This window comes from Halobacillus sp. ABR2_026, assembly GCF_056158545.1.
On the sequence record NZ_JBSWTM010000001.1, the window covers coordinates 840,228 to 865,748 of the forward strand.

The window sequence follows — 25,521 nt, forward strand, 5'->3', positions numbered from 1 at the left end:
AGAATGTTTTATGGCATGGGCAGTCGTTGTCTCTGTCCTTGTAATGACGATTTTAAGTTTATTACGAGTGAACGTCATTATCGCCATTCTTGCCGCTGGATTGACGGCAGGACTTATGAACGGTGAAACTTTTGTCAGTTCATTGGACCTGCTTGTAGGCGGTATGGGTGAACAGGCCAGTGTGGCCCTTAGTTATATATTATTAGGCGCATTTGCAGTAGCGATCAGCTATTCCGGGGTCACTTCTTTGCTGATTAATTACCTTCTGCGTGTTCTTAAGAATAAACGTACGATGATGGTACTTGTCATCGCTTTTGTGGCGAGCTTATCCCAAAATTTAATTCCCGTGCACATCGCTTTTATTCCTATTTTAATTCCACCTTTGTTAAAATTGTTCGATGAAATGAAATTGGACCGCCGCGCTGTGGCGGCAGCTTTGACATTCGGATTAAAAGCTCCTTATGTCATGCTCCCGTTAGGGTTCGGTTATATCTTCCATGAAACGATCCAATCATCTATGAGCAGCAGTGGCATCGAGCTTGGGATCGGGTCGATTGCACGTTCTTTAATTATTCCCGGTTCAGGAATGATTGTCGGCCTTTTGATTGCCGTATTCATTACGTACCGGAAGAAGCGTGAACTTCCAGCATCGGCGACAGAAGGTCAAGGGTTTGATATGGAGAAGGTTCAGACGACTTCGTTTAACCTCCAGCACCTATGGACGATTATTGCGATCGTTGTGACATTGGTTATTCAGGCATTCTGGCAGAACCTGATTCTTGCTGCTTTAGCAGGCATTATTTTGATGTTCATTTTCCGTGTTGTTCCTTATCATAAAGGGGACAAAGTCGTGAACGATGGAATCGGGATGATGGGATTCATTGCCTTTGTCATGCTTGTGGCTGCAGGGTATGCGAACGTGCTGACAGAAACGGACTCTGTTTCCGCTCTTGTTGAAGTCAGTTCAAATTATCTGGGGGATAACCAGGCCCTGATTGCATTCTTATTATTGCTTGTCGGTTTAATCGTAACGATGGGGATCGGCTCCTCTTTTGCAACGATTCCTATACTGGCCGCTTTATTTGTACCAATTTGTCTGGCCTCCGGTTTTTCACCTATGGCTACCGCTGCGTTGATCGGTACCGCAGGAGCTTTAGGCGATGCAGGTTCTCCTGCTTCTGACAGTACGCTTGGGCCGACTTCCGGATTAAATGCAGATGGAAGGCATAATCACATATGGGATACTTGCGTGCCGACCTTTTTGCACTTCAACATTCCGTTGTTCATTTTCGGATGGGCCGCTTCTTTGTTTCTTTAAAAGTCATGTGGGGAATTTTCCCACATGACTTTTTTTATATTCGCGGACGGACCACACATACTAAGAAAAAAGTGAGTGGTGCTTATGTGGAAACGGGCAATAGCTGCATTCGTCGCAGTTCTTCTACTGGCTGTGCCGGTGCAGGCGTCAGCAGAAGGCTGGGGATATAGTAAAAAGAAGGACGGTTCCGTTCCGGATGTCGGTCGTTATAAGAATATGATTGAAACCTATGATGGTTTTTATGTAGATCCATCAGGGGATCCTGTCGTTTATTTAACCTTCGACAATGGTTATGAGCAGGGATATACAGGAGATGTACTGGACATTTTGAAAGAAAAAAATGTCCCGGCAACATTTTTTGTGACGGGTCATTACATTGAGAGTGCCCCTGAATTGTTGAAGCGCATGGCAAAAGAAGGGCATTTGATCGGAAACCACTCCTGGAGTCATCCAGACTTTACAAAAGTATCAAAAGAAACCATGAAACGTGAGCTTGAAAAAGTGGATCAGGCTGTCCAAGACTTAACAGGACAGGACGTGATGTCATTTGTGCGTCCTCCACGCGGGACGTTTAATGCACAGACTTTAAAATGGGCGAAGGAATTCGGTTATACCCATGCTTTCTGGTCTCTTGCGTTTGTAGATTGGGAAACGAATAACCAGAGAGGCTGGCAGTATGCATATGAAAGTGTGATCGGCCAAATTCACCCAGGCGCCGTTATTCTCCTCCACACGGTCTCTCAGGACAATGCGGAAGCGTTGGACCAGTTGATTGACGAGCTTAGAAAAAGAGGGTACCGCTTTGGCAGCTTGAATGATCTGATGGTCAAACAGATGATTCCCGAACAGATATGGGGATTGTGAAACGGCAACCACCACACATTTGTGGTGGTTTTTTGTTTATCTTTTTACGGAAAATTGAAAAGGTGCCTGGTGGACATATCAGTGGAATTGTAGAAGAATGTTTAAAAAGGATAGAAGATGGAAATGAGTAAAAGAAGTCATTAGGGCATAGTTCCCATTCTCCAGAAAAAATAAACAAATCGTCCGACAAAAGGGAGGAAATACGGCTTGTGGAAAGAAAAGTTTAAAGCAAATACTTTTTATGATTTTGATTATACCCTACTCCGATGGTCGTTTGATCCTCTCACCCGCCTGGATAGGGAAGAACGCTGGGTTGATGTTCCAGTGAAACTGGGTGGAGCCCATCACATCGTCCGCGTTCAGGGTCTTGGCACAACCGCTGCACCTTCATTCGAAGTGTCGAGTGACAGTGATGAAGATAAAGAACGGCTGCTCGCATACATCCATGATTTATTTCAATGGAATACAGATATAGAAAAAGTGCATGAGCATTTCCTGGATACGAACTTAAAAGACTTATATCAAGCTCATCCAGGAACTCCAATTGTTAAAGACTTTCATCTTTATGACTGCCTCATGAAAGTCATCATTCATCAGCAATTGAATATGAAGTTTGCCTATACATTGAGTACACGTTTCGTAGAGAAGCTGGGAACCAAAAAGGATGGGGTATGGTTTTACCCGGATCCCGTGACGGTCGCCGAGACATCCTACGACACGCTTAGAGAACTGCAGTTCAGTCAACGGAAAGCTGAATATGTCATCGATACCTCCCGGCTGATTGTCGAAGGAGAATTGCAATTGGAAGACCTATCACAAAAATCTGATGAGGAAATTATGAAGCGGTTGGTGAAGGTGAGGGGAATCGGACCCTGGACAGCGGAGAACTGGATGATGTTCGGTGTTGGTCGACCGAACCTCTTCCCAAAAGCGGACATTGGAATCCAAAACGCCTTGAAGCAGTATTTCGAAATGGAAACCAAACCTTCTTATCAGCAAATGGAAGAGTGGAGCCAGGATTGGGAGCCTTATTTAAGTTATGCTTCTTTAACTTTATGGAGGAGTATTGAAGGGTAATAAACAGAAATCGTCATAAACTTGTCTCCCGTCTCATATTTTGTAGAGGATACAAAAATAGTGGATGAAATAATTTGAAAATATTCAAAATTGTTTTTAGTTGCGTTATAATGGAAAACGTACTGGAAAATACTGAACGGCTAAAAGGAAAGAGGTCTTAATATTGGTTATTAGAGAGAGGTATTCTGACCAAGTGCATAGCAGCGAAATTTTGGATGTTCTAAGTTTGAATGGTACACCTGCATGTTTACTGGATTTGCGTCTTCAGTCGGTTACGCTAAATCAGGAGATGCAAGGAACACTTCAACTTCAGGAGTCGGACATGTCATTCTCTCAATGGATCCGAAGTTTTGGCCATACCGGGCAGGAACGTCTTCAACAAGTATTGCACCAGCTGCTGACAGAAGGCCTGCGGGAATCTTCTGTCCAGCTGACTGATACTTACAAGCATAAATACCAATGCAAGCTGGCGCATTTAACGAATGGTCAAATTGCTTTTTCCTTGAAAAGCATGAAAGCTATCTGGAGAGGCCCTGCTCCAGCTTCTCTCTCTTCAAACAAGCAAAAAGAGACTGGATTACCATTGAACCGGTCCGTAGGATATCATAATCAGCGGAGTATGATTCAGATGTTTGGAGCTGAATCCTCCCATTTGCAAAAGAGAATGATGTATCTTGTAGACAAGTTCCCTCATGGTCTAGCCTTGATCAATCATAACTGGGAAGTCACCTATGCAAACCCCAAGATGGAAGAAATGACGAAAGTTCCTTTCTACCAAAATTACTTTAAGAAATTATGGGAAATATTCCCTGTAGAAGACCATTATCGATTTTTCCAACACTATTTAAGAGCGATGGAAACTCAGGAAACTGTCGAGTTTGAAGGTTTCTTGAAACAGACAGATACGGTTGTCCATGTTACGGTGCACCCTACCGAAATGGGAATTACCGTCTTCCTGCAGGATATTACCGAATATAAAAACCAATTGAAAGCATTAAGGGCTTCTGAGGAGAGATTTGCCCTGCTTGCCAACAATATTAAAGATGTCTTTTGGATCAGCGAGCCGAACTTTCAAGAACTCCATTATGTAAGCCCTGCTTTTCAGGAGATGTTCGGCATCTCCAGGCAGGAAGCTTTCCTGCATCCGCAACGGTTACTGGATCAAGTTCACGAATCCGATCGCGCTTCGTTTAGGGCTGCTTTCGGTGAGATGGTAAAAAAGGAAAGCGAAATCGAATATCGTCTCCTTGCCCCTGATCAAAAAATGAAATGGATCCGTACGAAAGGCTTTCCTGTGACCTATTATGGTAATTCATATGTACTCGGTATTCATGAAGATGTGACCGAATATAAAGAAATGCTGGAGTTCAAAGAAAAATCCCAACAGCTGTCTACGATCACTCAAATGTCAGCAGGAATTGCTCACGAGATAAAAAACCCGCTGACAGCTATCAAAGGCTTTCTGCAGATTGGTGCGGCTAATCCTGAGCTTCGCGATAACTATCAGGAAATCATCCTGGATGAGGTTAATCGGATTGAAGCGATTGTTCAGGACTTCATGATGCTTTCCAAACCGAAGTCATCCATTCAACTTGAACAGGTGGACCCTGAACAGCTGGTCTCGTACGTACTGAGACTTCTTGAGCCGGAAGCCAATGAAAAACAGATTTATCTCCTCTTGGACTGCGACCCGATTCAAGGGACTTTTGAAACGGAACCTAAGCGGTTGAATCAAATTCTGATCAACCTTGTAAAGAATGCGATTGACGCTGTGGATGTTGGTGGAGAGGTCCGTGTAAGTATCCAAATGGCCAGTGATAACCTAACGCTTTCCGTTAGGGATAATGGGCCGGGATTGACCCCCCAGGAACTCGCGAAGATTGGAGAGCCTTTCTTTACAACGAAAGAAAAAGGGACCGGTTTAGGTGTGATGGTCACGAAAAAAATCGTCTCCGACTTAAATGGTAAAATCGCTTATGAAAGTCAAAAAGGAACAGGGACAACAGTGACCGTTACTCTTCCGAAATAAAAAACATCACCCAGCTGGGTGATGTTTTTTATTTTGATCTATTTTCTAATCAACCTTCCATCGATCCCACAAAGGAAAGATCTCCTCTCCCTAAATAGATACTTTTACAGGAACAGAGCCTTCGACAAAAAGGTACGAACGGAATCCGTGTCTTTCTTTTTCTTCTTCCCGTGACATCATTCAACAAATAAGGGGGGATCATCTTGATGTTCGGGGCTATTTTTTGAAAATTCTAGGTTCAATCGCTTACAAAAAATAAAATATTTTTTTACGTAAAAAGCTGTTTACAAACCCTCTTATGGGCTCTATAATCCCGATTGTACTACAATTTTCGTTCGACAAATTCTTACGTATTTTCACATAAAAGGAGGCTTTCTGATGCTTAAAAAAGTATGGTCTTTTCTATTGATGAACCTGGGTGCGCTCGGAGTAGCCATCAATGTCCATTTTTTCCTATCACCAAACGATCTTGCCACAGGAGGAGTGAGTGGTGCCTCGATCGTATTGAATAAAATCATGCCTGATCTTTCATTAGGAATGATCATGATTATCCTGAACGTCATCCTCTTTATCGTCGGTTTCATATTCTTAGGTTTTCAATTCGGTCTCAAGACTATTTATGCAAGTTTCGCGTTATCGTTTATGGTCTGGGGGCTGGAAGCATACTTCCCAATGCAGGAAGCATTGAGCAACGACCTTCTGATCCAATTGATCATTGGACAGATTATTGCAGCATCAGGAATGGCTCTCGTATTCCACCAGGGGGCATCTACTGGAGGAACAGACATCCTTGCGATGATTTTGAATAAATTCTTTTCGATCGAAGTCGGAAAAGGGGTTCTCTTTTCAGATATTGCCATTGCTACTTCCTCCATTTTCCTATTTGGACCAACCGTAGGGATGTACGCCTTTTTCGGTGTCATCTTGAACGGTCTCGTTATTGACTATATGCTTCAGCAATTTGAAGACAATAAAGAAATTGTCATCATCAGCAGAGAAAGTGAGCAGGTGCGTTATTTCATCGTGAATCAGCTCGGACGTGGCGCGACTATCCATCAGGCTAAAGGTGCGTTTAATCAGGAAAACAAAGAAGTCATTACAACGATTTTAAGTCGTAAAGATTATACACGTTTGAAAAAGTATATGACGGCTGTAGACGAACAAGCTTTTATTACCGTCCATTCGATGAATGAAATTCTCGGCGAAAACTTTAAACGCTTAGCATAAAGGTGGGATATTATCCAGTACCGTACGTTTAGAGATTCCTTGAAAGAACGACAATCAAGAACGGATGACGTCTACGATTATTTGAAAAACAACATTCTGTTTCGTCATTTACCCCCAGGGACACAGCTTGTTGAAAACATGATCGGAAAAGAGCTGAACGTATCCCGTACCCCGATTCGTAATGCCATGAAGAAGCTCGAACAGGAGGGGTTAGTCAACATTTATTCCAACCGCGGAGCATTTGTTGTGGAGCCTACACCTGAAGAAATAAGACAGGCTTTTGATATGAGGCGGCATCTGGAGAAAATGACGCTGGAACAAATCTATGACCAAATGGAAGCTGATGACTTTGTCCAGTTGGAAGAATGGACCGAACATGAAAGAAAGACTTATGAAACGCGGAATATTCTTGAATACTTGGATGTGAATAAGCAGTTTCATATGACGCTTGCTTTGAAAACGAAGCATTCATTTTTGATCGATTTCACCGAACGTATACTGAATCAAATCAATGTCTACCTCATGTTATATGATGTCTTTGTTGATGAGGATTTATATGAAGAACAACGTTTCAAGGAACATGAACTCCTGATTGATGCGTTAAGGAATGAAGATTTGCCCCGTCTTCTTGAACTGATTGATCAGCATATGGAGAAAAGCTGGAACAGCATGTCTTTCTCCGAAGAGAACAATTGGATAGACAAGAAAAAGAGCCTTTGATCCGGTGAGATGACTCAGCGGGGTTCAGAGGCTCTTTTTCTTTTGATAACGGACGGTAATCAGAAAGTGTCGTAGATTAATGACGACGAAGGTAATGATGGATGCCAGCGTATAATTGAAATTTTTCGTCACTAAGGAAAAGGATGAAAAAACGAGCACCATAAGGGTGGATACAAGAAGCAATGAATAATTGTTAGGCTTGAGAGACTTGCGTGCTGGACGTGCTTCCACTGCTGATCACTCCCTGAATTACGATTACAAGTATTATATGAAAAGTTTAAATTGTTTGTCAATTTAAGTGTATGTGCCTGGAAGTGAGGCATGATGATTTTTCATTTATCACTTATGATTCATTATTTGAAATATTAAGAAAAATTGCTATAATGGAATGGACAAACTGAACAGTCGCTCATCAAAAAGGAGGCAGCCGCTATGAAAAGAGAAGAATTGATTGCACCTGAGAGGTATAACGTCGTTTCTGAAATGGAGAAATACGTATCTGATTCAGGAAGAAAAGCATTGTTGTGGTTGAACGAGCTAGGGGAGAAAAGAGAAGTTACATATGATGTATTAATGAAAAATGCGAATAAAATTGGAAACGCTTTCCTTGAACAGGGACTGAAGCAGGGAGATAAAGTTTTGGTCATGATCCCTCGCCTGATTGAAGCTTATCAAGTCTACATTGCGGCTCTCAAAGTCGGGCTCGTTGTGATTCCAAGTTCAGAGATGCTCCGGACGAAAGATCTGCAGTACCGAATCACACACGGGGAAGTGAGCGGGGTGGTGAGCTATTACCCGTATACTGATCAATTCCACGATGTACGGGAATTTAAAGAACTGATCACGTTTTCTGTAGGCGGAGCCAAAGAAGGGTGGAGAGATCTTGATGCTTTGATGGATGACCAGAGCGAGCGGCTCTCTCCTGCAGATACCTCCCGGGAAGATATGGCCTTTCTTTCTTATACATCAGGCACGACTGGTAATCCGAAAGGGGTCGTTCATACGCATGGATGGGGATATGCCCATTTGAAAACGGCTGCTTATAAATGGCTGGCGATCCAAGATGAAGATACCGTCTGGGCGACAGCTGGACCGGGCTGGCAAAAGTGGATTTGGAGTCCTTTCTTATCCGTTCTTGGTACAGGAGCCCAGGGGTTGATCTATCAAGGGAAGTTCGATCCTAAAAAATACTTGAGTTTGATGGATGAACACGATGTGAATGTTCTTTGCTGTACACCGACCGAATATCGATTGATGGCTAAAGTCGACAATCTGAAGGATTATAAACTGGCAGGACTTCACAGTGCGGTATCGGCAGGTGAACCACTGAACCGTGAAGTTATCGATACCTTCCAAAAGCACTACGATGTAACCGTGAGGGATGGGTATGGGCAGACGGAAAATACGCTGCTTGTTGGTATTATGAAAGATATGGAGGTCCGTCCTGGATCGATGGGACGCCCTACGCCGGGAAACCAAGTGGAAATCATTGATGAAATGGGGACTCCTGTAGCTGCTGGGGAAGTAGGAGATATTGCCGTTCATCTGGATACCCCTGCTTTATTTAAAGAGTACTATAAAGATCCTGAACGGACAAAGATGGCCCGTAGAGGCAATTATTATGTCACAGGGGATCAGGCGAAAATGGATGAGGATGGTTACTTCTGGTTTGAAGGAAGAAGCGATGATATTATCATCAGCTCCGGTTATACAATCGGCCCATTTGAAGTAGAAGACGCGCTTGTTAAGCACGAGGCTGTACAGGAATGTGCCGTGGTCGCAAGTCCAGATGAAGTACGTGGAAATGTAGTGAAAGCTTATATCGTTCTGCAAAATGGGTATGAAGAGACAGATGAATTGATTTCTCAACTGCAGACACATGTTAAGGATTTGACAGCCCCTTATAAATATCCACGGAAAGTGGAATTCATAAGGGAGCTCCCGAAGACGACTTCCGGAAAAATCCGCAGAGTAGAACTTCGCCAAAAAGAAAATGTCTTGAAATAAGTAACATTCACACCTGGAGGTCGAGAAAGACTTCCAGGTTTTGTTATGATGTAAAGGGAATTACAGGAAGGGGGATTGCAATGATCCGAGCAGCAAGGATTGAGGATGGAGGAGAGCTGGTGCCTTTGATGGCTGACCTCGGCTATCCTTCCAGTGAAAGGCAAATCCAAAACCGTCTGCAAAGAATTTTGTCCCATGATCATTATCAAACGTACGTCTATGAAACGAATGAAGGTTTGTGTGGAATGATCGGGATGACCTTCAACGATGCGTACCACACAGATGATCCACACATCCGGGTAATAGCTTTTGTTGTGGCAGCATCGGAGCAGGGGAAAGGTATAGGGAAAAAACTCATGAAAGAAGCTGAAAGCTGGGCTTTTCGTAAAGGGGCCAAAACCGTTGTATTGAACAGTGGAAACAGAGAAGACCGAAAAGCGGCTCATCACATTTATCATTCTCTTGGTTTTGAGGGAAGAGCCACCGGTTTTTATAAACGTATGGATGAATAATAATAGAATTCGGCCATAATAAAGGAAAACAGGGAGTTTTTGAAAGGAGGTATAGATATGAAAGTCAGATTGGAAGTTACATATAAAACCCCGAAAAAGACAGAGGCTTTCTTTCGATCCGAAGAAATGACGATCGGTCAGGCGCTCTTGATCACAGAAGATCTTGAAAAGACAGGACGAGCTAAAGCGATTACTTTCGTAGATGAATATGACACGACGTGGAAGCGGAAGGATTTACAAAAATACATGAATGACATTCAAACAGAACCTCATGATCTTACCGTCTATTTTGACGGTGGATTTGAAAAAACTACACGTGAAGCAGGTCTTGGCTGTGTTTTGTATTACAGTCAGGATGGGAAGAACATGCGTCTGAGAAGGAATGCGCGTGTGGATGAACTGAGTTCGAACAACGAGGCAGAATATGCCGCATTACATTTGGCGGTTCAAGAATTGAAATTTATGGGTGTCAACCATATGCCTGTTCGGTTTGTTGGTGACTCTCAAGTTGTCATCAACCAGATGAATGATGAATGGCCGACGATGGAAGAGTCGTTGAATGAGTGGGCCGATCGGATTGAGGAACAGTTGAACAGGATGGGAATCACTCCAACCTTTGAAGTAGTTTCAAGAAAAGGCAATGGAGAAGCAGACAGACTCGCCTCCCAAGCACTGAAAGGTGTGGAAGTAACCAGTCATGCAGAAATAAATAAAAAGTAAAAGGCGGTGGAGTGCTCCCACCGCCTTTTACTTTTTGGTTTGTTATGATGCTTTCCCTCTTGTCCTTCCATGAAGCTAACGAACGTACGATCATCAGCGACTTTCATAGAAGTCCTTCATCATGGGTGGATCGTGACAGGTGTTCCTACAGGAATCGTTTGCGCCAGCTCTTCTACATCCTTGTTGTACATGCGTATACACCCTTTAGATACAGCTTGACCTATGGACGAAGGATTATTTGTGCCATGAATGCCATAATGTTGTTTAGATAAACTCATCCACATGGTTCCATAGGGTCCTCCTGGATCTGGCGCCTTGTTAATGATGAAAAAGTCGCCGACTGGAGTGGCTGAAAGCATGCGCCCAACAGCAATCGGGTATTCTTTTTGCAAAGAATTATCCTTGTACAACCGCAGCTTTCGCTCAGATGTTGATACATCCAACCGATAAGGGATCGTAGAGGGATTGGGAAAGCCGGGTATATTGATTTGCTGGCCCGGATAAATCATATTCGGGTTTGGAAGTTGATTGGCTGCGAGGATGCCATTCAATGGCGTGCGGTAATCTCGTGAAATTTGGCCGAGCGTTTCCCCTTGCTTCACAATATGGATCATGCCCGTCTCCCCTTTTTCGTTCGCTTCTAACAGCTTATGTAGAAAGTACAGGAGACTTGACCATGGATATAGGAAAAGCTTGTAGAAAAGAGACATTTCTCTTTTCTACAAGACGATCGTTTTATTTTCATGAACAATGACGCGGTCCTCAAGCGCCCATTTGACAGCTCTATTTAGAACACTACGTTCTATTAACCGCCCTTTTTTCTTCAAATCATTGACACTGTTCCGATGGTCCACTCTTATGACATCCTGCTCGATGATCGGCCCTTCATCGAGGTCATCAGTTACATAGTGGGAAGTAGCCCCGATCAATTTCACGCCGCGCTTATAAGCCCGTTTATGTGGATTGGCTCCAATGAATGCCGGCAGGAACGAATGGTGAATGTTAATGATTTTAGATGGATGACTCTCCACAAATTTAGGAGTCAAGATCTGCATATACCTCGCCAGGATGATTAAATCGATGTCATATTCTTCGAGCAGCTCCAACTGTCGATTTTCTACCTCTTCTCGGATATCCTTATTCGCCGGAATGTAATAGAAAGGAATACCGAAGGATTCGACGATTTCTCTAGCCGATTCGTGATTACTGATAACGAGCGGAATATCTGTTACGAGATCGCCGCTCTCCCATTCATATAGAAGCTCACGTAAGCAGTGAAGTTCTTTTGAAACGAATATAGCTGTCCTTTTCAGTTCATGGAGAAAAGTCATCCGCCATGTCATCTGAAAATGATCGGCGAGGGTATGGAAATTGGACTTCAGCAGGTCTTCCTTCGATTTCATATTGTCTGCTGCGAAAACGATCCGTAAAAAGAAGGTACCGTCCTCATGATCGGTAGTAAATTGATTGGATTCCACAATGTTAGCCCCATGCTCATACAGAAACTTCGAGATGCTGGAAACGATCCCTGGTTTATCTGGACAACTGACGAGCAGGCGTGCTTTATCTTCATTTCTGGTTAAGTAATGCTGAATCTGCTGGTTGGTCGAACTCATCAATACTCATCCTCCTTTTTGTTCTCCCCATTATAGTGGAGAGACTGTCATTTGGAAAGTCGATATGTTTTAAATGATAGGGATTCGGTTACATTCACCATGTAGCTAGTAAAAATTTTCTTTCCAAAAGGAGAATTAACCATGCGTAACCATCTAAAGCATTATATAAACGGTGAATGGGTAGAATCTACAGGGAATGAAACAGAAGACGTGATCAACCCGGCCACAGAAGAAGTGATCGGTACAATTAGTCTTGGGACTAAAGAAGATTTAGATAAAGCCGTCCAGGCCGCACGCGAAGCTTTTCCATCTTTCTCTAAAACATCGAAAGAAGAAAGGATTCAGATGCTTGAGGATATAGCGGCTGAATACGAAAATCGCAAAGAAGAGATCATTGAAACGATCACTGCAGAATTGGGCTCCCCCAAATCCATATCAGAAAATATACATTACATGATGGGGTACAATCATTTTTCCCAGGCAGCGGAATCATTGAGGAACTTTTCATTTATTGAAGATCGTGGGGGGCACACGGTGATGAAAGATTCGGTAGGGGTGAGTGGATTAATTACTCCGTGGAATTTCCCGACGAATCAAATTTCAACGAAAATTGCCAGTGCCTTTGCAGCAGGTAGTCCGGTTGTATCAAAACCAGCGGAATTGACACCATTTGCAGCCATTATCCTGACTGAAATCTTCGATAAAGTCGGTGTACCAAAAGGTGTCTTTAACCTTGTGAATGGATCAGGTTCAGTCATTGGTGACGGCATCAGCTCCCACCCTGATATCGACTTTGTTTCCTTTACGGGTTCTGGCGCTGTCGGATCCAAAATCATGCAGAATGCGTCGGAACGAATTGCTAATGTAGCTCTGGAACTTGGGGGTAAATCACCACTCGTTGTGCTGGATGACGCAGACGTTGAAGATGCAGCCAGAGCAGCTGTCAGCCATATTGCGACGAACAGCGGGCAAGTTTGTTCAGCAGCAACGAGAGTACTGGTTCCATCTTCCATGAAAGAATCCTTCGAAAAGGCTGTCCAAAAAGTACTCCCTGAGTTTCCTGTAGGTGATCCTCAAGGGGATAACCATATCGGTCCACTAGTCTCTAAAAAACAATGGGATACCGTTCAATCTTATATTGAAAAAGGACAGGAAGAAGGAGCACGCCTGCTAGTAGGAGGAACAGGCAAGCCTGAAGGACTGGAAAAAGGCTACTATGCGAAACCTACGGTATTTACAGATGTGGATAATAACATGGTAATTGCTCAAGAGGAAATCTTCGGTCCTGTCACATGCTTGATTACCTATGACACCATTGAAGAAGCTATAGAAATTTCCAACGATACGAAGTATGGTCTTGCTGGTTATGTATTTGGAAATGATGAACAGACGCTTGCGAAAGTGGCTTCAAGCATCCGCGCAGGGCGTGTGAAAATTAATGGAGCAGAAGCAGATTTTGCAGCCCCATTTGGTGGGTTCAAACAGTCCGGGATCGGAAGAGAATGGGGCGATTATGGTATTGAAGAATACTTGGAAGTTAAAACAATTCTGGGTTATCCAAAACAATAAACCCTGCAGAAAAGAGGCGGAATTCATTTCCGCCTCTTTTTATTTGCCCATTCGATCCATTGTAATAGTTATTTATTTTGAGAAATAGTTGAAGAAGCCTATTTTTCCATTATGGTATATGCAGGCGTCTGCCGGGGAATGACTCGCTTTTCGTGAGAGCCTCCCGCGGAGAGAAAGAATCCAGGGGAGAACTCAGGAAACGATACTTCTTATTTTAGGAAAAGGAAAGATTTTGGAAATAAATGAAACTTCCGCTGCTTTCTATCGTATTAAAGGTGTAAGATCTGCATGGAACTATTGAAGAGGTGAACCAATGGGAAAAAAACTTATCATTGTTTCTGGAATGATCCTTGTCATCCTTTGTGCATACATATATGTTGATCAACGGTATTTTTATAATCCTGTAGCCTTTACACAAGATGATATTACTCCATATCATTGGAGTGACTACGAAAGGCCGGTTACCCTTACATATTACGATTTGAAAAAACAAAGGGAAGCCCATAACGTGGAGCAGGAGAAAGTGGTCCGCTCTTTTCTGACGGAAATGAAAAACAGCCCGGAGATTCAAAATGACGGGATGGTAGCGGAAGTGAGAGGAGCGATGAAGCTCTCATGTGAGGGAAAGATACTCCTTGAAGTGTATTTCTACGAAGATTATTGGAAAGTCCTGCGGGATACGGAAACGGTTTATAGAATGACCCATGAATTGAAAGAGATCATTGACACCCTGTAACCAGTTGGATTTGAATCCAGCTGGTTTTATTATGGGCAGACATTCACGATGATGTTCTCTGCAATCTTTTTAAAGAGGAGGGGGATGTCAGAAAGTGTGCACGTTTTGTACTTTTCCTTATGGAACAGGTTGTAATATACTTGGAAAAGGTAAAGATAAAAGAGGGTTTGAAGGAGGTTTATCCTATGAGTAAATGGTTCACTCATATTTTTAATATCATCGTCGGCATTCTTATTGTAGCCGAAGGTGCTGTTTATATATTTATGAACAACAAAGACGGAGATCTGCATTTGCGCAGCATCGTGATGACATTTCTGCTTCTGCTTGCCTGGGCGATGTCGTACCGAAAACAACTGACGAGTGAAAATCCTAGTGCTTGGTTGATTGTAACGATCATTATCCTGATTCCTATGATCCTCCCGTGGCTTTTCTTCATTTGATGCTCATAAAAGCCATCTGAAAAGCCCGGAACCTCCGAATATTAAAGCACCGATAAGGTAGATGTATCCAAACACCGGGTGCTTATCATCCTCACTATCCGTTTCTACCCCACCTGCAAATGCTAAAAATAGTACCCCGATGATATACATTGTTCGTTCAACGCCTGAAAAAGGGGAGGTCTTGAACGAAAGCCACACTTCAATCGGAATGGCTGTAAACAATGGGAAGTACAAAGAGTTGAAGTGAGTTTCCCACTTTTTCTTTTGTTCGCTCATAATGCCCCTCCAATCTGAATATTTCTCTTTATACTGTCCTGATTTTGTCTTCTTTTGTCAAACAAAGACGATAGGTGTGTTTTTTTTTAACTAGATAGGGTATAGAACTTACACCCCCATTTGCCTTCTGTGTATACACTTGTTACAATAGTGCTCGTGTTTTTCTCCGGTACATAACTTCGCAACTTTGCATGAATTGCCTCTCACAGAACAAACTAATTATTGAAGAATTGGAAAGGATGTATGTCATTTGAAAACAAGATTAATCGATTGGCCGACGTTTATTGGTGCTCTCGTATTGCTTCTCGGTGTTACGATCCCGCTGATCGTCTTTCCGGAGGCTGGTAAAGAAGTCGTGTCTCAAGCGAATACATTTATGACGGAAAACTTTGGTGTCCTTTATATGATTTTAGGTTTTGTCATTTTTGTTTTCCTTGTGTATGTTGCTTTTAGTAAGAACGGTTCGATCAAACTTGGAGATGAAGGGGAAAAGCCTGAGTTTAATACTTTCTCCTGGGCAGCGATGTTGTTTGCTGCCGGTATCGGTTCCAGTATCCTTTACTGGGCGGTTATCGAGTGGGCGTATTATTATCAAGGACCTCCCTTCGGTATAGAACCTGAATCCAAAGAGGCAATCCAATGGGCTTCTGCTTATGGAATGTTCCACTGGGGTCCAATTGCGTGGGCGATTTATACGCTTCCGGCACTCCCGATCGCCTATTTCTATTACGTGCGGAAGAAACCGGTGCTAAAAGTTAGTGAAGCTGTACGCCCGGTATTGGGAGATTCTGTTGATGGTCCTCTCGGTAACATCATTGATGTATTATTCATGTTTGGTCTTTTAGGTGGAGCAGGTACAACCCTTGCTCTCGGTACGCCGATGATTGCTGAAGGGATAAATAGCCTGACTGGAATTCCAGCGAATTTAGGTATGAAAACTGTTATTATGCTATTATGTACACTGATTTTTGCCATCAGTTCCTATTCAGGACTGAAACGGGGAATCAAAGTTCTGAGTGACGTCAACTTATGGCTTTCGATTTTCCTGCTTGCCTTCATCTTCATCTTCGGTCCAACTCGTTTCATTAGTGAAACGACATTCAACGGACTGGGAATTCTGGCTGACAACTTCTTTAAAATGGCCACATGGATGGAGCCATTTGGGAACTTAGGTCAGTTTGAGAAAACGAGCTTTCCAGAATACTGGACCATTTTCTACTGGGCTTGGTGGCTTGTTTATGCACCATTCGTAGGTCTTTTCGTTGCCCGTATTTCCAGAGGACGTACCATCCGTCAGATGGTACTTGGAACAATGGTTTACGGTACGCTTGGCTGTGTTCTGTTCTTCGGAATCATGGGGAACTTCGGATTGTACATGCAGTTGACAGGTCAGTTCGATGCCATTGCATTCATGGATGCTAACGGAGCACCCGCAACCATCGTTGCGATCATCAACCAGCTACCGCTAGCGAAATTCATGGTATTGATTTTCACCGTGCTTGCGATTATTTTCCTTGCGACGACATTTGATTCCTCTTCTTACATTCTCGCTTCTGTTGTACAGAAGAATGTAGAAGGAGAACCTTTACGCTGGAACCGTTTGTTCTGGGCATTTGCTTTGTGTTTGATGCCGCTTGCCCTGATGTTCCTCGGAGGTTTGGATACACTACAAACCGCCAGTATTGTAGGTGGTTTCCCGCTCATTATTATCATGTTCCTGCTGGCATGGTCCTTCATGAAAGCGTCCAATACGGATATCAGGGAATCTGATGACTATGAACCGAGTACCATTCACATCAAACGTTGGAAGAAACGTAAGAAGAAGAAGAAGCGCTCTGCTCTTGAAGCACTTGAAGATAAAAAAGATCAAGAATAATGTAAAAAGAGGTTTCCCCGGTCATCCATCGGGAAAACCTCTTTTTTTTATTCATTGAAAATAGTCTCCTGCTTTCTTTAGGACATAGTCTCCGCTGTCTGCGAGAAACTGTTCAAGCAGACGAAGATGATCCCCGCCAATAAGTACGAGAATACGGTCATGGTCTTCAATCAACCGTGAAATATTGGCGGAGATTGCTAAGTCTCTATGATGCCACTGTTTCAACCATTGAACACCTACTTGGTGCTGCCTGTCGCCAACACGGGACAGTTTCATATAGATTCTTTGTAGCTCTTGGAGGTATCTTGGATCGTTTACATAATGGAGCATACTTTTGATCGAATCGTGGCTTTCCATCTGTTTGAGGTTGCTTTGGATTTGCATCATTTCATTGAATAAATCCGGCTGATGCTCTTTCGCCCACTCGAACACTTGGTTCAAGGGCGGGGTAGACATATCTACGACTTCATCAATGGGATGGATCCGTGATAAATCGAGGCCATCCGCAAGACGGAAAGCGATTTGTTCTACTTCGTCATACGTAGGGTGAAGCTTGTTGTTTCTGTATAATTGATATTTCCGGTCCAGCTCTTCTTCGATCAGGTAGGGTTTTTCTACAGCGATTTTTGTTGGTTTGAATGTTTCCAGTGAGTGGACGATTTCTTTGATCTCTTCCTGCTGGTCATTCACCATATCCGGATACATGGACATATGGAACATGCCCACAAGCAAGATCTCCGGCTTGTTCATAATAAACTCTCTCCTTTCGAAGGTTACCGGTGAGAAGTGAATAAGGGCAGAACCTCTTCCCCGAGTTCTTGAACTACTTCTTTCACCGGTCTCTCATTTTTTGATAAACCGAACATCAAATGATTAACTCCAATGGAACGGTATTCTTCGATTAATTTAACTAGACCTTTCCTACCAACTTTATAACCAGCAGGTATTTTTTCGGAAGGAGCGTCCGGGTCTTCTTGAAGCTGCAGAGGAAGGGGCATTAAAAAGGGTTTGAAGGCATCTTTCCCATGATAATGCTTCACTTTTTTTCTGTACTCGGCAATGGTTTCTTTCTGCTGTTCCGGCCGCTGAGGATAGAACATCCAACCATCCCCATGTTCAGCTACCCAGTCTAAAGATTGCTGGCAATAGCCGGTCATAAATGTTGGGATCTTTTTAGCCGGCTTGGGGACAATGTTCGACCGGTTTAATGTACCGAAGGAGGACGAGAGGGTGGGAAACTCTTTGTAAATCGCTTCCCTGAAAACATGAAAAGCTTCACGGAACCATTCACTTCTCTCCATAATGGGGATGTTAAGTCCTTCGAAATCTTTTCTCCGATCTCCGGATGATATTCCGAACATCAGACGTTCTGGGAAAAGTTTTTCAATGCTTGCGATTTCTTTTGCCGTTCGTATAGGGTGACGGAGCGGCATGACTAAAGCGGCTGTTCCGAGATTAATCCTTTCCGTATGGGAAGCTAAATAGGTCAGGTATATCAGACTGTCGAAAATCTGCCCGGTTGCGGGATCTTCAAACGTAAGGTCTTCCAACAAGACGTCCTGAAACCAAAGACAATGGAAGTTAAATTCTTCGGCCATCTGTGCCATTTGCACTTGGTAATCCATTGTCGGGGGGGATTTATCGTAATTTTCAATAGGTACAGTCAATCCGAAAGTGATCTGATTTGGCTGTACCATCTCCTGATACCCTTGGTGGTTTTGGAACATGAAAAAACCTCCTTCACATAAAAATGGTTCTTTCATTATATTAAGAATCCTTAAAGAAAACTAATCATAAAAGGGGCATCGTATGCAAAGATTTCCGACTGGTGTCTGTAAGTATACCATTCGTTTCGGTGGGTCCTAAGCCTATTCTAATCTTCGGATCAACGGAAGGGACAGGACCATTAAAAAAGCCCCCATCTGATGGGAGCTTTCATTAGAGTTCATTATAGAATATATATCGTCAAATAAAGAAGGGTTGTCAGAATAGCAGATCCTCCTGCCACACTTGCAATTTCCGCTGCATCGTATTCAATTCTCTTTCTCATCTTTATCTTCCCCTTTCTAATGAATGGTCATAAAAACAGGGCGGTCGGGTTTAAAAACATTCTACTAATAAAGACGATTGAATAGTCAGAAAGGTTTCATTAATATTACAATATCATATCAAAATGATTTCAACCAAATGTGACAATAAACGATCATAAGAGAAATTTGGAAGATTCTGATATAATGGAAAGGGTGTCTTAGTAAATAGATTTGACATATGAAAGTGGGGGAATTCATTGGGAGTGTATCAAATGACCTGGGATCTGGATTCTATTTTTCCAGGGGGAAGTGAATCGGAAGAGCTTAAGGAATATGTGAAGAAAACAGAAGGGATGTTGAGTGATTTAGAAAATTCGCTTCAAACGTTCAGCGCGCCTAAGAATACAGACCAAACGGAAGAACTTCATGGAATCGTGGAAATCGTGCAAAAAACGACGAAGCGATTAAGTGAATTTGGTGCTTTTGTCAGCTGTTTGAATGCTCAGGATGTTCATGACAAAAAAGCCGGGATGTGGCAGTCGAAAAGAAGTGAATTAGGAGCAAGGCTTGGAAATGCTTTGACAGAGATGGATCAGATTCTAGTGCAGGTGGATGACGATGTTTGGAAGTCACTTTTGAATCAAAAGCCTTTTCAGGCCCTTTCCTTCGTGTTAGATGAAAGACGTGCGCTGGCTAAAGATAAATTAGAAGTTGGCAAAGAATCGTTGATCAATGATTTAGGCGTCGATGGATATCATGCATGGGGGCAGATGTATGATGCACTTGTCGCCAAGTTAACGGTGGAGCTGGATGGGGAAGAGTTGTCTGTAGGACAGGCTTCTAATCGTCTGGATGATTCACAACGATCCGTGAGAAAAGAAGCTTTTGATAAACTCCAGGATACTTGGGGAGAGGCTTCAGATTTGTTTGTAGAAACGTTGAATCATCTGGCAGGCTTCCGTTTACAGACCTACAAACATCGGAAGTGGGATAATGTTTTGAAAGAACCCCTTGACTACAACAGAATGAGTGAAAAAACGTTAGATGCGATGTGGGAGACGATTACGGAATATAAACACCATTACGTTCCATACATGAAGAAGAAGGCTGAGAAGTTAGGGCTGGACCGCTTGAGCTTTTATGATGTAGAGGCGCCGCTTGGAGATACCAATCAGCACAAGACTTTCCAGGAAGGTGCGGAATTCATCATTCATCATTTCCGGAAGTTCAGCCCAAAGATGGCTGAATTCGCTGAGATGGCGTTTGAAAAGAATTGGATTGAAGCAGAAGATCGCCCAGGGAAGCAGCCAGGAGGATTCTGTACAAGTTTTCCTGACAGCGGAGAAACAAGAATCTTTATGACGTATTCCGGAAGTCCGTCCAGTGTCGCTACTCTCGCCCATGAGCTTGGTCATGCCTATCATCAGCATGTCATGGATGAACTTCCGGTATTGAATCAAGGCTATGCCATGAACGTTGCTGAAACGGCATCGACGTTTGCAGAAATGATTGTTGCGGATGCAGCGGTGAAAGAAGCGGCTAATGAAGCAGAGAAGCTTGTTCTGTTAGAAGATAAAGTGCAGCGAAGTGTTGCATTTTTCATGAACATTCACGCGAGGTTCCTGTTTGAAACGCGATTTTATGAAGAAAGAAGACATGGCATCGTTTCTAAAGACAGGCTGGATCGTCTAATGAAAGAAGCACAGGAAGAAGCGTATGTTCAGACATTGGAGGAGTACGATCCGACGTTTTGGGCATCCAAGCTTCATTTCCATATTACAGATGTCCCTTTCTATAATTTTCCGTATACATTTGGGTATTTGTTCAGTATGGGCATTTACGCAAAAGCTCTTCAAGTTGGTCCTGAGTTTGAGGGTCAATATATCGCTTTACTTCAGGATACAGGAAAGATGACGGTAGAGGAACTTGCGGACAAGCATTTAGGTGTTGATTTAGAAGAGAAGGAATTCTGGGTCCATGCGGTGGAATTGTGTCTTTCCGACTTGAAGTCTTTCATGGAACTTGTTTAATAGAAAGATCATCGTAACTCAATCGAAGGAATGACCTGATTATTGTTAATTGAGTGTAGCAAAACCTAATATAAAGGAGGAATCGAGCAATGGAAGAAAAGCTGATTCCGGAAGAAGAAAAGGAACGACGCGTCTCCCAGTTGGATGGTTGGAAGCTTACCGATGAAAAGTTCATCGTAAAACGATACAGATTCCGTGAATTTTTGACAGGGGTTCAATTTGTCAATCATATTGCGGAATATTCAGAGGATATCCAGCATCATCCTTTTATAAGCATTGATTACAAGATGGTTACCCTCAAGCTGACTTCATGGAATGCGAAAGGGCTCACAGAACTTGATCTTTCCTGTGCAGAAAGATATGACGAACTCTATGACGCCATCAAATAAAGCTATGTCCACTGAATCGTAAGGTGGATGATGAGAAAAGACCGCTCTTATGAAGGGCGGTCTTTTCGTGATTTACATGAATGGTTGTTCTAAGGATTTGACCTGCTCCTCAGTGAATAAAGGAGAATGGTCTCCCGGCATCGCCAGGCATTGGATTTCTGCCTCTGTGAAAGGGTGAACCAATGTAAGGCGGGCGGCATGCAGGGCTTGTTTGTAGTCCATACTTCCTTTTCCGCCGTACATTTCGTCTCCAATGAGAGGATGGCCAATATGACTCAAATGGACGCGGATTTGATGGGTTCTGCCTGTTTGAAGTTGTAACTTTACGAGCGTAGCATCATGAGCGGGGGCGTACGACAGGACTTCATAGTGGGTTTCTGCCTGCTGGCCGCCTTGCGAAACTCTTCGTCTTACGGGGTGGTGCCGATCTTTTCCAATTGGTTTTTCTATTTTCCCACGCTTAGGCTTCAATTTTCCATGAACCCATGCCAAGTAAGTCCTTTTGATTTTACGTTCCTGCAGTTCTTTTCCAAGCATAGCAACTGCAAGATCGTGCTTTGCAAAAAGAATCGCTCCCGATGTGTCACGGTCGAGGCGGTGAACATATTTAGGAGTAGCCTCAATCCCATTCATTTGGAAGTAAAAAGCAGCCCCGTTCACAAGCGTGTCATGTTCATGAGGCGTATTCGGGTGAGTGAATACGCCGGCTGGCTTGTTAATGACAAGCAGATGATCATCTTCGTAAATGACGTCAATATCCATATATGTCGGCGTCACTTCAAGAGGTTGTGGGCGGAAAAGACGGATCCGCAAAACATCTCCAGAAGTGACTTTCGCTGTTTTCCAGTGTGGATTCTCATTATTTAAGGTTACTTCTCTATTGGAACGGAAACTGTGCATCAACTTTCGCGGTACATTCCATTCCTTTTTCAGGATCTTCTCAATCGTCATTCCGTCCCATTTTTCAGGAATGATGACTTCAAACCATTCTCCCATTCGTTTCGTTTTCATTTCTACACCTAATTTCCTCGATTACTGAATACCCGGCCGGAGAATCGCGCATATTGGTACCAGGTACGAACTGTCCTTTATTTTACTCCTTCCTGTACCCGTTACGCAATCATCTCTACCGTGTACCGGATACACCAGGGAATAAATGGGGGGGGGGCAGGTTTGGAGAACGGGTGTAGATTTCTACACTAAGACTGGGAGGAAAATCTGGAAGGTGATGTTAACTGTATGTAAATCAGGTATCTACCTCATTAGAACTATGTTATAATAGAAGGGTTGAATAATTTGTAATACGAAAGAGGTGTGTGCTTCATGCAACACAGAGACGATATTCGTAATATAGCGATCATCGCACACGTTGACCACGGAAAAACAACACTGGTTGACCAAATGCTGCACTATTCCGGGACTTTCCGTGATAACGAGCATGTCGATGAGCGCGCCATGGACTCTAATGATTTGGAAAAAGAACGCGGCATTACCATTTTGGCTAAAAATACCGCGATCAATTATAACGATACACGTATCAATATTTTAGATACACCGGGTCACGCAGATTTCGGTGGAGAAGTAGAACGTATCCTTAAAATGGTTGATGGTGTTCTTCTCGTTGTCGACGCCTATGAAGGTTGTATGCCCCAAACGCGTTTCGTACTGAAAAAAGCGTTGGACCAAAAACTGACTCCTGTCGTCGTCCTGAACAAAATCGACCGTCCAAATGCAAGACCAAACGAAGTGATTGATGAAGTTCTTGATTTGTTCATCGAGCTCGGAGCGGATGATGAACAGTTGGAATTCCCAGTCGTTTATGCTTCTGCATTGAACGGTACGTCAGGGGATGAGCCGGAAGACCAACAGGATACCATGGATCCGATCTTCAAACTGATCATGAACAACATCCCAGCACCTGTAGATACGAAAGAAGAGCCTCTTCAATACCAGGTGACACTGCTTGATTATAACGATTATTTGGGAAGAATCGGAATCGGTCGTGTGTTCAATGGTTCCATTAAAGTGGGCCAGCAGGTTTCCTTAATGAAAAAAGATGGTTCTGTGAAAAACTTCCGCGTATCGAAACTCTTCGGGTTCATCGGTTTGAAACGTGTAGAGATTGAAGAAGCAAAAGCGGGGGACATCATCGCTCTTGCGGGAATGGAAGATATCAACGTAGGTGAAACAGTTTGTAATCCTGACCATCAAGAGGCGATGGAGATTCCAAGAATCGACGAACCGACTCTTCAAATGACTTTCCTTGTAAACAACAGTCCTTTTGCTGGACGTGAAGGAAAGTATGTGACAGCTCGCCAAATTGAAGAGCGTCTTATGACTCAATTGGAAACAGATGTAAGTCTGCGCGTAGACCCTACGGACTCTCCGGATGCTTTCACTGTTTCAGGACGTGGAGAACTCCATCTGTCCATTCTTGTAGAAAATATGCGTCGTGAAGGCTATGAACTGCAGTTATCCAAGCCAAAAGTTATTTTGAAAGAAGTAGATGGCGTGACTTGTGAACCTGTTGAACGCGTTCAGATCGATACACCGGAAGAGTACCAGGGTGCTGTCATGGAATCCATTGGCTATCGTAAAGGTGAAATGCAGGACATGGTGAACGATGGAAATGGCCAAGTTCGTCTTGAATTTCTTGTTCCATCCCGTGGGTTGATCGGTTATTCTACAGAATTCATGACTCAGACGCGTGGGTATGGAATCCTTAACCATACGTTTGACGGTTATGCACCATTGACAAAAGGTCAAGTGGGCGGCCGTCGTGAAGGAGTCCTTGTATCACTTGATAAAGGAAAAGCCTCTACGTATGGTATTATGAACCTGGAAGACCGCGGAACGATTTTCGTAGAGCCAGGTACAGAAGTGTACGAAGGAATGATCGTCGGGGAACACAACCGTGAAAACGACCTTACGGTTAACATCACGAAAGAAAAACATTTGACCAACATTCGTTCGGCTAACAAAGACACAACGAATACGATCAAGAAAACTCGTCAAATGACATTAGAAGAAGCCATTGAGTATCTGGATGATGATGAGTACTGTGAAGTAACACCGGAAAGCGTTCGTCTTCGTAAGAAGTACTTGAATAAAAACGAACGTGAAAAAATGGCGAAAAAGAAAAAGCTTCAAAATACAGAAGCGTAATGAAAAAAGCCCGTTGCATAGGCGATGCAACGGGCTTTTTATTATTCAGTTACTTCAATGGTCTCTTCCTGATGACCATGGATTTCTTCTTCAGGCTTTTCATAATGAACATTGATGGTATAGGTCCCAGGGGCATTGAACGTGTGGGCTGCGGTATATTCTCCACGTTCCTGTTCTTCAGCATCAATGAATAGATGTTTTTCCATTTGTTCGGAACTGATTTCGAAACGGACCTGCGCTTCAGCGAAAGGTTCTTCCATATGGTTAATATGCGTCGTCAAGGTTGCAGCTTCCCCAGCTCTAAAGGTTTGTTCTGTCATCAAGTGAACCATGAACTTTCCAGAGGTATCGCTGTGGTCATGTCCGTCGGTCTTGGTTTCTTTCCCAACGCTCACTTCTTTTTGCGGCATGGTATGGAGATCACCAACTTGAGTATGGGCAATCACTTGATATGTACCATCTTTACTGAACGTATGATCAATCGTATAGATGCCGTCTTCTGTATGTTCAGCTTCTATTGTTTTTGATGCGTCTTGTCCATCGTCATCGTGCCATATTTCAAACTTCACATATTCCGCGTCTTCTACAGGATCCCCCTCCTGGGTTACCTTTGCTTGAATCGTCGTTTCTGAATCTACTGGCAAAGTCTCCTGTTCAAATTCCACTTGCACTTCAGGAACTGCTGCGGCCTGCTCATTTTCATCAGCTGATGAAGATTCTTCCTTATCATTATTCGTAGAACAAGCACTGATCAAAAGAATTAAAAGGAAAGAAATAAATACTTTTTTCATAATGCATCTCCTTTATCTGTGTATTGGAGTCTTTGGTTGCCTAGACCTACCATCAGGATATCATTTTAAGCATTGACATTCTTGGTTATTTTTAGACTATCTTGTGACAAAATAGAGGAATGACCAAAC

General features: G+C 43.1%; 24 protein-coding genes. 16 read left to right on the forward strand and 8 right to left on the reverse strand.

Annotated features, from left to right (window positions below):
- Positions 1-10: 10 nt before the first annotated feature.
- From ACXADE_RS04255 to ACXADE_RS04280, 6 genes are all read left to right on the forward strand, one after another.
- Positions 11-1,318: a Na+/H+ antiporter family protein gene (locus ACXADE_RS04255; protein WP_474979271.1), complete on the forward strand. Its 1,308-nt coding sequence runs from the start codon at positions 11-13 to the stop codon at positions 1,316-1,318.
- An 84-nt stretch (positions 1,319-1,402) separates the two neighbouring features.
- Positions 1,403-2,182: a delta-lactam-biosynthetic de-N-acetylase gene (gene pdaA, locus ACXADE_RS04260; RefSeq protein ID WP_474979272.1), complete on the forward strand. Its 780-nt coding sequence runs from the start codon at positions 1,403-1,405 to the stop codon at positions 2,180-2,182.
- 207 nt (positions 2,183-2,389) lie between these two features.
- Entirely contained in the window at positions 2,390-3,259 is an 870-nt protein-coding gene (locus ACXADE_RS04265; protein ID WP_474979273.1) for a DNA-3-methyladenine glycosylase family protein, read from the forward strand.
- A 163-nt stretch (positions 3,260-3,422) separates the two neighbouring features.
- Entirely contained in the window at positions 3,423-5,288 is a 1,866-nt protein-coding gene (locus ACXADE_RS04270) for an ATP-binding protein (protein WP_474979274.1), read from the forward strand.
- Between the two features lie 378 nt (positions 5,289-5,666).
- Positions 5,667-6,515: a YitT family protein gene (locus ACXADE_RS04275; RefSeq protein WP_474979275.1), complete on the forward strand. Its 849-nt coding sequence runs from the start codon at positions 5,667-5,669 to the stop codon at positions 6,513-6,515.
- Between the two features lie 39 nt (positions 6,516-6,554).
- Positions 6,555-7,235: a GntR family transcriptional regulator gene (locus ACXADE_RS04280; RefSeq protein WP_474979276.1), complete on the forward strand. Its 681-nt coding sequence runs from the start codon at positions 6,555-6,557 to the stop codon at positions 7,233-7,235.
- Positions 7,236-7,259: 24 nt separating this feature from the next.
- Here ACXADE_RS04280 and ACXADE_RS04285 read toward each other — a convergent pair whose 3' ends face one another.
- Positions 7,260-7,466, reverse strand: a complete 207-nt coding sequence (locus tag ACXADE_RS04285; RefSeq protein WP_474979277.1) for a hypothetical protein — start codon at positions 7,464-7,466, stop codon at positions 7,260-7,262.
- A gap of 201 nt (positions 7,467-7,667) precedes the next feature.
- On the opposite strand from ACXADE_RS04285, the gene mbcS reads away from it, so the two are divergent.
- The 3 genes from mbcS to ACXADE_RS04300 all read left to right on the forward strand — a co-directional run bounded on the left by mbcS (position 7,668) and on the right by ACXADE_RS04300 (position 10,474).
- Positions 7,668-9,242, forward strand: coding sequence for an acyl-CoA synthetase MbcS (gene mbcS / locus ACXADE_RS04290; RefSeq protein ID WP_474979278.1), 1,575 nt, complete (start codon positions 7,668-7,670; stop codon positions 9,240-9,242).
- Between the two features lie 80 nt (positions 9,243-9,322).
- Positions 9,323-9,754, forward strand: coding sequence for a GNAT family N-acetyltransferase (locus tag ACXADE_RS04295; protein ID WP_474979279.1), 432 nt, complete (start codon positions 9,323-9,325; stop codon positions 9,752-9,754).
- A gap of 57 nt (positions 9,755-9,811) precedes the next feature.
- Positions 9,812-10,474, forward strand: coding sequence for a reverse transcriptase-like protein (locus ACXADE_RS04300; RefSeq protein WP_474979280.1), 663 nt, complete (start codon positions 9,812-9,814; stop codon positions 10,472-10,474).
- A gap of 119 nt (positions 10,475-10,593) precedes the next feature.
- Here ACXADE_RS04300 and ACXADE_RS04305 read toward each other — a convergent pair whose 3' ends face one another.
- Positions 10,594-11,088, reverse strand: a complete 495-nt coding sequence (locus tag ACXADE_RS04305; protein ID WP_474979281.1) for a L,D-transpeptidase family protein — start codon at positions 11,086-11,088, stop codon at positions 10,594-10,596.
- 105 nt (positions 11,089-11,193) lie between these two features.
- Positions 11,194-12,090 carry a formyltetrahydrofolate deformylase gene (purU, locus tag ACXADE_RS04310; protein ID WP_474979282.1) on the reverse strand — a complete coding sequence of 299 codons (897 nt, stop codon included), beginning with the start codon at positions 12,088-12,090 and terminating at the stop codon, positions 11,194-11,196.
- Positions 12,091-12,231: 141 nt separating this feature from the next.
- Between purU and ACXADE_RS04315 the strand changes: the two genes are divergently transcribed.
- From ACXADE_RS04315 to ACXADE_RS04325, 3 genes are all read left to right on the forward strand, one after another.
- Positions 12,232-13,659, forward strand: coding sequence for an aldehyde dehydrogenase family protein (locus ACXADE_RS04315; RefSeq protein ID WP_474979283.1), 1,428 nt, complete (start codon positions 12,232-12,234; stop codon positions 13,657-13,659).
- 313 nt (positions 13,660-13,972) lie between these two features.
- Positions 13,973-14,395: a hypothetical protein gene (locus ACXADE_RS04320; RefSeq protein ID WP_474979284.1), complete on the forward strand. Its 423-nt coding sequence runs from the start codon at positions 13,973-13,975 to the stop codon at positions 14,393-14,395.
- A gap of 185 nt (positions 14,396-14,580) precedes the next feature.
- The gene (locus ACXADE_RS04325) at positions 14,581-14,835 is read left to right on the forward strand and encodes a hypothetical protein (protein WP_474979285.1); all 255 of its coding nucleotides are present in this window, start codon (positions 14,581-14,583) and stop codon (positions 14,833-14,835) included.
- A gap of 3 nt (positions 14,836-14,838) precedes the next feature.
- Here ACXADE_RS04325 and ACXADE_RS04330 read toward each other — a convergent pair whose 3' ends face one another.
- Complete coding sequence (locus ACXADE_RS04330; protein WP_474979286.1) at positions 14,839-15,111, reverse strand: hypothetical protein; 273 nt, start codon at positions 15,109-15,111, stop codon at positions 14,839-14,841.
- Between the two features lie 250 nt (positions 15,112-15,361).
- Between ACXADE_RS04330 and ACXADE_RS04335 the strand changes: the two genes are divergently transcribed.
- Positions 15,362-16,987 (forward strand): BCCT family transporter, encoded by a 1,626-nt coding sequence (locus ACXADE_RS04335; protein ID WP_474979287.1) that lies wholly within the window; start codon positions 15,362-15,364, stop codon positions 16,985-16,987.
- A 51-nt stretch (positions 16,988-17,038) separates the two neighbouring features.
- Here the strand turns inward: ACXADE_RS04335 and ACXADE_RS04340 are convergent, their stop codons facing one another.
- Both ACXADE_RS04340 and ACXADE_RS04345 read right to left on the reverse strand, forming a co-directional pair.
- On the reverse strand, positions 17,039-17,737 hold the full coding sequence (locus ACXADE_RS04340; RefSeq protein ID WP_474979288.1) for a DUF5694 domain-containing protein: 699 nt from the start codon (positions 17,735-17,737) through the stop codon (positions 17,039-17,041).
- A gap of 23 nt (positions 17,738-17,760) precedes the next feature.
- The gene (locus ACXADE_RS04345; RefSeq protein WP_474979289.1) at positions 17,761-18,714 is read right to left on the reverse strand and encodes a TIGR03571 family LLM class oxidoreductase; all 954 of its coding nucleotides are present in this window, start codon (positions 18,712-18,714) and stop codon (positions 17,761-17,763) included.
- 575 nt (positions 18,715-19,289) lie between these two features.
- On the opposite strand from ACXADE_RS04345, the gene ACXADE_RS04350 reads away from it, so the two are divergent.
- Positions 19,290-21,047: a M3 family oligoendopeptidase gene (locus tag ACXADE_RS04350; RefSeq protein ID WP_474979290.1), complete on the forward strand. Its 1,758-nt coding sequence runs from the start codon at positions 19,290-19,292 to the stop codon at positions 21,045-21,047.
- Positions 21,048-21,136: 89 nt separating this feature from the next.
- A complete protein-coding gene (locus ACXADE_RS04355; protein ID WP_474979291.1) occupies positions 21,137-21,436 on the forward strand; it encodes a 4a-hydroxytetrahydrobiopterin dehydratase in 300 nt (99 codons plus the stop codon).
- Between the two features lie 72 nt (positions 21,437-21,508).
- Here the strand turns inward: ACXADE_RS04355 and ACXADE_RS04360 are convergent, their stop codons facing one another.
- Positions 21,509-22,447 carry an RluA family pseudouridine synthase gene (locus ACXADE_RS04360; RefSeq protein ID WP_474979292.1) on the reverse strand — a complete coding sequence of 313 codons (939 nt, stop codon included), beginning with the start codon at positions 22,445-22,447 and terminating at the stop codon, positions 21,509-21,511.
- A 312-nt stretch (positions 22,448-22,759) separates the two neighbouring features.
- Here ACXADE_RS04360 and typA point away from each other — a divergent pair, with 312 nt between their 5' ends.
- Entirely contained in the window at positions 22,760-24,601 is a 1,842-nt protein-coding gene (typA, locus tag ACXADE_RS04365) for a translational GTPase TypA (protein WP_474979293.1), read from the forward strand.
- Positions 24,602-24,642: 41 nt separating this feature from the next.
- Here the strand turns inward: typA and ACXADE_RS04370 are convergent, their stop codons facing one another.
- Entirely contained in the window at positions 24,643-25,392 is a 750-nt protein-coding gene (locus tag ACXADE_RS04370; RefSeq protein WP_474979294.1) for a FixH family protein, read from the reverse strand.
- Between the last annotated feature and the right edge of the window lie 129 nt (positions 25,393-25,521).

Bases quoted from the DNA above. Each gene is read 5' to 3' on its own strand.
- ACXADE_RS04255 (WP_474979271.1), top strand. From the start codon at position 11: ATGGCATGGGCAGTCGTTGTCTCTGTCCTTGTAATGACGATTTTAAGT.
- pdaA (WP_474979272.1), top strand. From the start codon at position 1,403: ATGTGGAAACGGGCAATAGCTGCATTCGTCGCAGTTCTTCTACTGGCT.
- ACXADE_RS04275 (WP_474979275.1), top strand. From the start codon at position 5,667: ATGCTTAAAAAAGTATGGTCTTTTCTATTGATGAACCTGGGTGCGCTC.
- mbcS (WP_474979278.1), top strand. From the start codon at position 7,668: ATGAAAAGAGAAGAATTGATTGCACCTGAGAGGTATAACGTCGTTTCT.
- ACXADE_RS04295 (WP_474979279.1), top strand. From the start codon at position 9,323: ATGATCCGAGCAGCAAGGATTGAGGATGGAGGAGAGCTGGTGCCTTTG.
- ACXADE_RS04300 (WP_474979280.1), top strand. From the start codon at position 9,812: ATGAAAGTCAGATTGGAAGTTACATATAAAACCCCGAAAAAGACAGAG.
- ACXADE_RS04305 (WP_474979281.1), bottom strand. From the start codon at position 11,088: ATGATCCATATTGTGAAGCAAGGGGAAACGCTCGGCCAAATTTCACGA.
- purU (WP_474979282.1), bottom strand. From the start codon at position 12,090: ATGAGTTCGACCAACCAGCAGATTCAGCATTACTTAACCAGAAATGAA.
- ACXADE_RS04315 (WP_474979283.1), top strand. From the start codon at position 12,232: ATGCGTAACCATCTAAAGCATTATATAAACGGTGAATGGGTAGAATCT.
- ACXADE_RS04320 (WP_474979284.1), top strand. From the start codon at position 13,973: ATGGGAAAAAAACTTATCATTGTTTCTGGAATGATCCTTGTCATCCTT.
- ACXADE_RS04325 (WP_474979285.1), top strand. From the start codon at position 14,581: ATGAGTAAATGGTTCACTCATATTTTTAATATCATCGTCGGCATTCTT.
- ACXADE_RS04330 (WP_474979286.1), bottom strand. From the start codon at position 15,111: ATGAGCGAACAAAAGAAAAAGTGGGAAACTCACTTCAACTCTTTGTAC.
- ACXADE_RS04340 (WP_474979288.1), bottom strand. From the start codon at position 17,737: ATGAACAAGCCGGAGATCTTGCTTGTGGGCATGTTCCATATGTCCATG.
- ACXADE_RS04345 (WP_474979289.1), bottom strand. From the start codon at position 18,714: ATGTTCCAAAACCACCAAGGGTATCAGGAGATGGTACAGCCAAATCAG.
- ACXADE_RS04350 (WP_474979290.1), top strand. From the start codon at position 19,290: ATGACCTGGGATCTGGATTCTATTTTTCCAGGGGGAAGTGAATCGGAA.
- ACXADE_RS04355 (WP_474979291.1), top strand. From the start codon at position 21,137: ATGGAAGAAAAGCTGATTCCGGAAGAAGAAAAGGAACGACGCGTCTCC.
- ACXADE_RS04360 (WP_474979292.1), bottom strand. From the start codon at position 22,447: ATGAAAACGAAACGAATGGGAGAATGGTTTGAAGTCATCATTCCTGAA.
- typA (WP_474979293.1), top strand. From the start codon at position 22,760: ATGCAACACAGAGACGATATTCGTAATATAGCGATCATCGCACACGTT.
- ACXADE_RS04370 (WP_474979294.1), bottom strand. From the start codon at position 25,392: ATGAAAAAAGTATTTATTTCTTTCCTTTTAATTCTTTTGATCAGTGCT.